General features: G+C 35.9%; 7 protein-coding genes. 3 read left to right on the forward strand and 4 right to left on the reverse strand.

All coding sequences use genetic code 11. The features are described 5' to 3' along the window. Positions 1-521: 521 nt before the first annotated feature. The gene (gene yidC / locus Q9306_RS21485; RefSeq protein WP_306202183.1) at positions 522-1,319 is read right to left on the reverse strand and encodes a membrane protein insertase YidC; all 798 of its coding nucleotides are present in this window, start codon (positions 1,317-1,319) and stop codon (positions 522-524) included. Between the two features lie 28 nt (positions 1,320-1,347). Continuing rightward, a complete protein-coding gene (locus Q9306_RS21490; protein WP_020062338.1) occupies positions 1,348-1,632 on the reverse strand; it encodes a hypothetical protein in 285 nt (94 codons plus the stop codon). A gap of 204 nt (positions 1,633-1,836) precedes the next feature. Between Q9306_RS21490 and Q9306_RS21495 the strand changes: the two genes are divergently transcribed. Beyond that, positions 1,837-2,730, forward strand: a complete 894-nt coding sequence (locus Q9306_RS21495) for a YitT family protein (protein ID WP_306202186.1) — start codon at positions 1,837-1,839, stop codon at positions 2,728-2,730. Positions 2,731-2,936: 206 nt separating this feature from the next. Further along, positions 2,937-3,314, forward strand: a complete 378-nt coding sequence (locus tag Q9306_RS21500; protein WP_306202188.1) for a DUF3938 domain-containing protein — start codon at positions 2,937-2,939, stop codon at positions 3,312-3,314. A gap of 262 nt (positions 3,315-3,576) precedes the next feature. Here the strand turns inward: Q9306_RS21500 and Q9306_RS21505 are convergent, their stop codons facing one another. Next, positions 3,577-5,322, reverse strand: coding sequence for a methyl-accepting chemotaxis protein (locus tag Q9306_RS21505; RefSeq protein WP_431193914.1), 1,746 nt, complete (start codon positions 5,320-5,322; stop codon positions 3,577-3,579). A gap of 287 nt (positions 5,323-5,609) precedes the next feature. Here Q9306_RS21505 and Q9306_RS21510 point away from each other — a divergent pair, with 287 nt between their 5' ends. After that, on the forward strand, positions 5,610-5,939 hold the full coding sequence (locus Q9306_RS21510) for a hypothetical protein (RefSeq protein ID WP_306202192.1): 330 nt from the start codon (positions 5,610-5,612) through the stop codon (positions 5,937-5,939). Positions 5,940-6,091: 152 nt separating this feature from the next. Here Q9306_RS21510 and Q9306_RS21515 read toward each other — a convergent pair whose 3' ends face one another. Then, a complete protein-coding gene (locus Q9306_RS21515) occupies positions 6,092-6,706 on the reverse strand; it encodes a DedA family protein (RefSeq protein WP_306202193.1) in 615 nt (204 codons plus the stop codon). Positions 6,707-7,209 lie beyond the last annotated feature (503 nt).

Here is a 7,209-nt window from a genome sequence, read left to right on the forward strand (position 1 = left end):
GCAAGTGTGTTTTATAGTACACAATAAAATTATTCGAGTATAGTATAACAGTTACATAAAATAAAACAAACATCAGCTGTGCTTTTCTTCTTCCCTCACTTGCTTCCACGCACGGCCAGGTGCTCTCGCTCATCTAAAAAAGACGCTTTTTCATTTTAAATTTTATATTTTTTTAACCTACCTTATATATAAATTCACCTTGCTTTTTCAGCATATAAATCGCTATTACGCAGAATAAAGCATGCCCCCACTCGCTTTTTAAACCTTGCACGTGGCAGAAATATGTCCTAACCGCTCCCACTCACCGCCAGTTCCTCTCGCCCATCTAAAAAAAGGAGGGGTTTTTTATAAAAAAAGAGTTAACCAAAATCCTGCTAAAGCAGTATTTTAGGTTAACTCCTTCTTTATCCCGCATTAACGGGCAGTAAAAGCCCGATTGGTGAGGGCTGACCATCAGTGGGGGATGAAGAACCCCCCCCTCTGATGGAAGTTTCACTTTATATCATAACAACGATCTTCTCTTATGCCTCTTGCAGTTGTCCATCTTCACGGTCCATTACTTTCTTTAATAGCACAGTTTGAATGATAGTAAATAAGTTACTTGTAATCCAGTACAAGACGAGTCCTGACGGTGCAGCAGATCCCATAAATAAAATCATTGCCGGCATCATAAACTGCTGAACTTTCAATACTTGGCTTTGTTCTCCTGTCATATTAGATTGAAATACTTTCATCTGCAGGAATGTTGACAGAGCAGCAAGGACAGGTAAAATGTGATAAGGATCTGGATGTCCTAAATTTACCCACAAGAAAGAAGCTGTACGAATCTCTTCCGTATGACTAATGGCATAGTACAATGCTGAGAAAACCGGCATTTGCAGCAAGAGTGGTAAACATCCCATCATTGGGTTCACACCGTTCGTTCTCATTAAAATCATCATTTCTTGTTGATATTGCTTTTGTTTCTCCGGATTTTTCGTAACATCTCCGTACTTTTCCTTCAATTTCTGAAGTTCCGGCTGTATTTTCTTTGTTTTTAATTGACTGCGATATTGCGTAATCGTCAGCGGCAGTAAGATCGTACGAACTACAATCGTAATAATGATAATGGCAATCCCAAAGCTATGATTCGGCAAATGGTGTGCCACAAACTGCAACATAACAGAAATTGGATATACAATATAGTGATTCCAAAATCCAGGACTACTCGCATCAATCGGTGCTGCACTTGCATTCGCATTTGCATTACCACATCCCGATAAAACAACAACAAGTAATAACGATAAACTTACGAGCCAAGCTCGGTATGATTTAAACATATATATTCCTCCAATGTTTCATAATTCGTTAGCGGAACATTGGTATATACGGACCTACATCATCACTCTCTCCGCTTGCTTCTTGCCTGCGGACTGAGCGGGCCATTCCATGTTTATAAAAGACAGAGAAAAACGAAGTATTCCCTATATGCTTCTCGCACGTTTCAACACATGCGAAAGCCTTCTGTCTCCCTCTATATGTTTGTTGGCGTACAAAACGCGAAACATTAGTGAGAAACAAAACTTCTAATAAACAAAGTGCCGTTGTTACAACAGATATATATAACATTGCATCTTGCAACAGAAACTCCATCTCTTCACATCCTTATGACAGGATTATAGCATACTAATTCAATATGTAAATTCCTTATATTTGACATATCCATGTTTTTCTCCATACGCTTAAGTTGTACAAATTTTATAAAATTTTTGCATAATAATAAAACTATTGTCAGTTGGTGAAAAAAGCATTATTCTCTTCTTGTAATCAAAAATGAATATGGAGATGAAAACAGACATGGGCCAACTAGGAGACGCCGATTACGTTCCCGATACCGCCTTTTTATCATTCCCAGCTGCAAAAACATGGCATTTGGAATTCATCATTCAACTGATTGTTATTTTAGTTGCTTCAATTTTTTATGCGGTTTCAATGAATATGTTTTTTATTCCACATCACATGATTAGTGGCGGCTTTACTGGCGTTGGGATGATTATCGGTTATTTAATGCACTACAACATTGGTGCACTCATCTTTTTATTAAACATTCCACTTCTCTTTCTTAGCTATTTTTACTTAGGAAAGAAAACAACTTTTTTAACAGCTTATTTCGTTACTATATCGACGCTTGCGATGAACGTTATTCCCGTTCATAAAATCTCAGATGATATTTTATTATCTGCTGTCTTTGGCGGCGTGCTGTGCGGGGCTGCAACAGGAATCATTTTCCGATTTGCTTCTTCGACGGGCGGATTCGATATTATTGGGTTAATTGTTGCAAAACATAGAGATATTTCAATTGGTTCTATTATTTTTGCTTTTAACCTTATTCTACTTGTGATCGCTGGTTTTATTTTCGGGTGGGATATTACACTTTATACACTGATCAGCCGATTTGTAGCAAGTAAAGTAATCGATTCCATTCATACGAAGCACATTAAGTTAACAGTGATGACTGTTACAGAAAAAGGAGATATCGTGAAAAGAGCTTTGCTCCAAAACGGAATTCGCGGTGTAACAATGGTTGATGCTGTCGGCGGATATACAAATCATAAGAAAAAAATGATTTACACAGTTGTTACGCGCTATGAACTAGGAGAAATTAAACGTCTGATAAGGCACGTTGATCGTCATGCTTTTATTAACATTACAGAAACGGTAGAAGTAGTCGGACGATTTAAACGTATATAACAAAACGCAAGGACGATGTCCTTGCGTTTTTATTTTTACTTTATGATATCGTTGGATAACGCACGCCAAAATTCAAAATATCTGATAATTATTTTTATTCGAATCTAAAACATGTTATACTATTAAATAAGCAATATATATATATGAATCCATTTTGATTTATAAATTGGTTCTCCTATTCAAATGATGATAAAGGAGTAGAACATATGAACAAAAAAATTAAACTTATGATTGCAACATTATTTGCCATAGTAGGCGGTCTCTTATGCTTTTGGACTAATATTCATATCGGTGAAAATATATATATTAATGGGATCGACTCCATTGTAAGCGCTTCCGTATTTGGTTCGTTTATTTTCTTCCTCTTCAGTTCAGCAGAAAATGCCAGAAAAACGACGCTTTTAATAATGATCGGTATCGTCGGCGGTTGCATCTCATTTTCAACAACAAATTATGATTTACCATTGCAGCTTAGCACAGCTTTCTTCCATGGTCTATGGACATGGTTTATCGCATTTTGTATGGCAGATATCTTTGATTTACTACAAGATGACAGTCCTGTTCAGGCAGAAAGCAATTCATAATCATTTCTTACCATATCAAATAACCACTAACTTATAGAAATAGTGGGCGTAATAACAAATAAAAGACCATCCTTATTCAGTTCACTTTGAAAAAGGATGGTCTTTTTCTATTATATAAATTACTGCTATACAGAATACATCATGACCGCTACTATGCATGGCAAGATGCTCTCTCCCCCTCTAAAAGAAAGGGGGGGTTATATCGTTTTTTTACTTATATAATTAGTTTCTCAACTGAATCACTATGAATACAAGTTTCACCTTATGACAGTGTAAAGCGCTTCGTTTGTTCACTCAAGTCATGAATTTGTGTTGCCATTTCTTGCACTTCTTGTGTAAACACATTCATATGTTTTGCCACTTCTTCTATTGTGACACTTACTTCTTCGGTAGCTTCAGCTGTTTCTTCACTTGCAGCCGTAACAGACAATACTTCTGTATGAATCACGCCCTGTTGCTGTTTCATTTTTTCCATTTTTTCGATCACATGTTGCAGTGACTCATTTAATTCGTTTGAAATATATTGCAATGCTTTCATTTGCTCCGCTACGATGCTTACTTGATTGAACTGCGCATCATACTGCTGCAACGCTTGCGACAGTTGTTCTGTCGTACCAGATGCTTCTTGCTGCATCTTATAAATTAACTGACGAATATTCCCTGTTTGCTCTGCGGTACGGTCTGCTAACAATTTCACTTCTTCTGCCACAACCGCAAATCCTCTTCCCGACTCTCCCGCTCTAGCTGCTTCAATAGCTGCATTTAAGGAAAGCATATTCGTTTGCGCCGCAATATCTTCAATTGTATATAGAATTTCTCCCGTATGACTTACTTGTGTTAATAATGAGTTGACTGTATCTTCAAATTGATAGAACGTCTCTTTCATTTCTTTTCCTTGCATAACTGTATTATGCAACATTCCCTGGCCTTCTTCGCCCGCTTGTGCCATCGCTTGAGAAATATTTTTCATATCCCCTACGGCATGTTCAACACCGCGTATTTCTTCTTCAAAAGAATGCATCGCACTCGAAACTTGTTCCATCGAAGAAACAGTTTGTGCATTACTATTTGTAATTTCTTGACTCGATAATAAAATGGTCTGGTTCTGTTCTTTCATCTCATGTGTAGAAGAAAGTAACATTTCCGATGTTTGCGTTACAGAGTGTGTAGCTTTCTGTACACCTTGCAATATTCCTCTTAAATTTTCCATCATATATCCGAAAGAACGAATCATATGTCCAATCTCATCTTTCTTACGAGATGAAATGCGAAGCTCTCTTAAATCTCCTTCTGCAACTCGTTTCGTTTCTTCTTTCAACGTATGAAGCGGCTTTAAGCCTCGATAAATAAAATAGAACAAACATACAAGGGCAGCGGCAACAATTCCTATATTAATAAGACCGAGTTTCACCATTCGATCTGCCAACAAGTTATGCATAATCGTATCAACAACAGAAGCTTTTATATCCATTCCAAGCGCCCCATAAACTTGGCCCTTTTCATCTTGTAACGGTACAAGAACGGACATATATTTCCCGTATTTTTCATCATTTATAATCGGACTGTACATCCATTCACCTTGCTTAAGCTTTTGGATTTCTGCCTGACTACTGTCCGATTTCTCTCCAATCGGTGAAGCATCCTCTGAACTTGGCTGCCCATCAATCATAATATACGCTGCATTCTCTTTAAAATTAATTGTATATACATATAACGCGCCATCATGTTCACGCATTTCATTTAATGTAGTTCGCAGCTTTTCATATGTGTCATTTTTTTGAGGATCTTTTAACCACAATTCATATGTGTCTTTATCAAATTGCTTTTTCATTGCCTCAACTTGAATCTTCCCTAACTCACCAATTGTTTGTTCCCCAGTTCCTTTCGCAGTAAAGTATAAAAATACAAAATTCATACTCGCCAGCCCTAGGATGACTACAAATACAATTCCTAAAATTCGTGTTCGTAAGCTCATAGTAGCTCTCCTTTTATTATTAAATTTAAACATATGGAATATTAAATAAACTAAACTTTAAAGGGCCCTCGCATCTTTAAATTGTAAATATACAAAACTTAAAATACCCGATAATCTTACTAATTAAAATTCGAAATACGTTATATTATGTATATAACATAAAAGCACATACTATATAAGTATAAATTGAAAAAACGACCTAAAAATCTCCTGCTTTTTAGATGACCAACAATTCATAATAAAAAATATTTACAGTTTCCATACTATACCTTATAATAAAAAGTGTAAAATTACACTTTCGTTGAAAAGGAGTACATATTATGGTGCTATTACTTTTGTCGATTATATTGTTTGCACTTCTACTAATAATTCAAGGTATTCGTGATAGAAGTGTATTATTTACCCTGCTAGCCTGTATTCCATTTCTCATGATTTTCGTGCCTATTCTATTCTTCATTCTTGGAATACCTGAAGAGTCACTACCTATTACAATTTCCATCACTCCATTTTGGACTATTCTTATCATCCTTTACACCTTACTTTTTGTTATAAGTGTATTAAAAAAGAAAAAAGCAGCACTCATAATGAGCTTTATACAAATATGTAATACTGCTTTTTGGTTCTCTGTCATCTCTGGTTTTATATTATAACTACATACATTTCTGTTTTTACCAATGTTATTGCTTATTCTAATTTTAGATTTTCAAAAATACATAATGAACAACCCACAAGCTCACCTATACAAAAAGGCAGTGCTTCTCTCAACAGAAGCACTGCCTTTCTCAACATGAAATGGATAATTTTAATTTACTGTGTGTACAAACACGCGCTTAATTTCTTTACGGAATCGTACAGCTACACTTACCGCCACAATCACAACAACACCGATAATAATCTTTCCGATATGATCTCCAAGCAATCCAAAAATAGAATCTATGTTTCCACCTAACCAATAACCGCCTACTAAGAAGAACGATACCCAAAATAATGCCCCGCAATAAATCGTTATCGCAAAGCGGCGAAATGGTAAATTAATAATCCCTGCAAAGTATCCTGTAAAATGGCGCACACCAGGAATAAAAAATGCAATAAATACTAGGAAATATCCATACTTATCGAACCACTTTCGTGTTAAATCAATTTTACGCTGCGTTAAAAAAACATATTTTCCGTACCGTTGAATAAACGGCATACCGAGCTTGTTTCCTACAAAATATTGAATTGTCATCCCTACGCTTGTCCCTAAAAAAGAGAAAAAGATTAATAATGGTAAGTGCAACTCACCCGTATGCGCCAAATATCCTGCATAAGCTAATGTTGGCTCTCCCGGAAACGGAAGTGCAATATATTCTAACAGTAACCCAACGAGTACAACATAGTATCCGTACTGTTGGAATAATTCATGAATCCATTCCATGTTGATCTCTCCTTTTCTTGCTGATACGCAATCTTCTATCACGTACTTATCTCTTACTTTTATTGTATAGAATCTTCTAGAAACCTGCTATTGTAATAACTTACAATAAGCTTACATTTTTGTAAGGAGATCACTTTCAATTAAAACACCGACATAAAAACCCCCTTTCTTTTCTGTGAAAATAATTTGATTCAGGGCACAATTTAGCTTTTTAATAATACATCTAGATCTTCTTTTTGCGTGTGAAACACGCAAAAAGACAATAAGAAAGAAGACTACTGTTCTTTAGATATTTTTTCAGTAGTTGTGTATATGAAATTGGAAACTGGTCTATGCTAGTAATTTTGAGTATTCAATAAATGCCGTTCGTTGTTTCAATATATGGTATATCACCTTAATTACTTTATGCGCAATGGCGATGATTGCTTTTCTCTTTCCTCTTCGTGCAGCTAAAGACCAGAATTTTCCTGATAACCATGTTTTCCGCATACGTGAAATGGCCC

It is taken from the genome of Bacillus multifaciens (assembly GCF_030756675.1).
GTDB classification, from domain to species: Bacteria; Bacillota; Bacilli; order Bacillales; family Bacillaceae_G; genus Bacillus_A; species Bacillus_A multifaciens.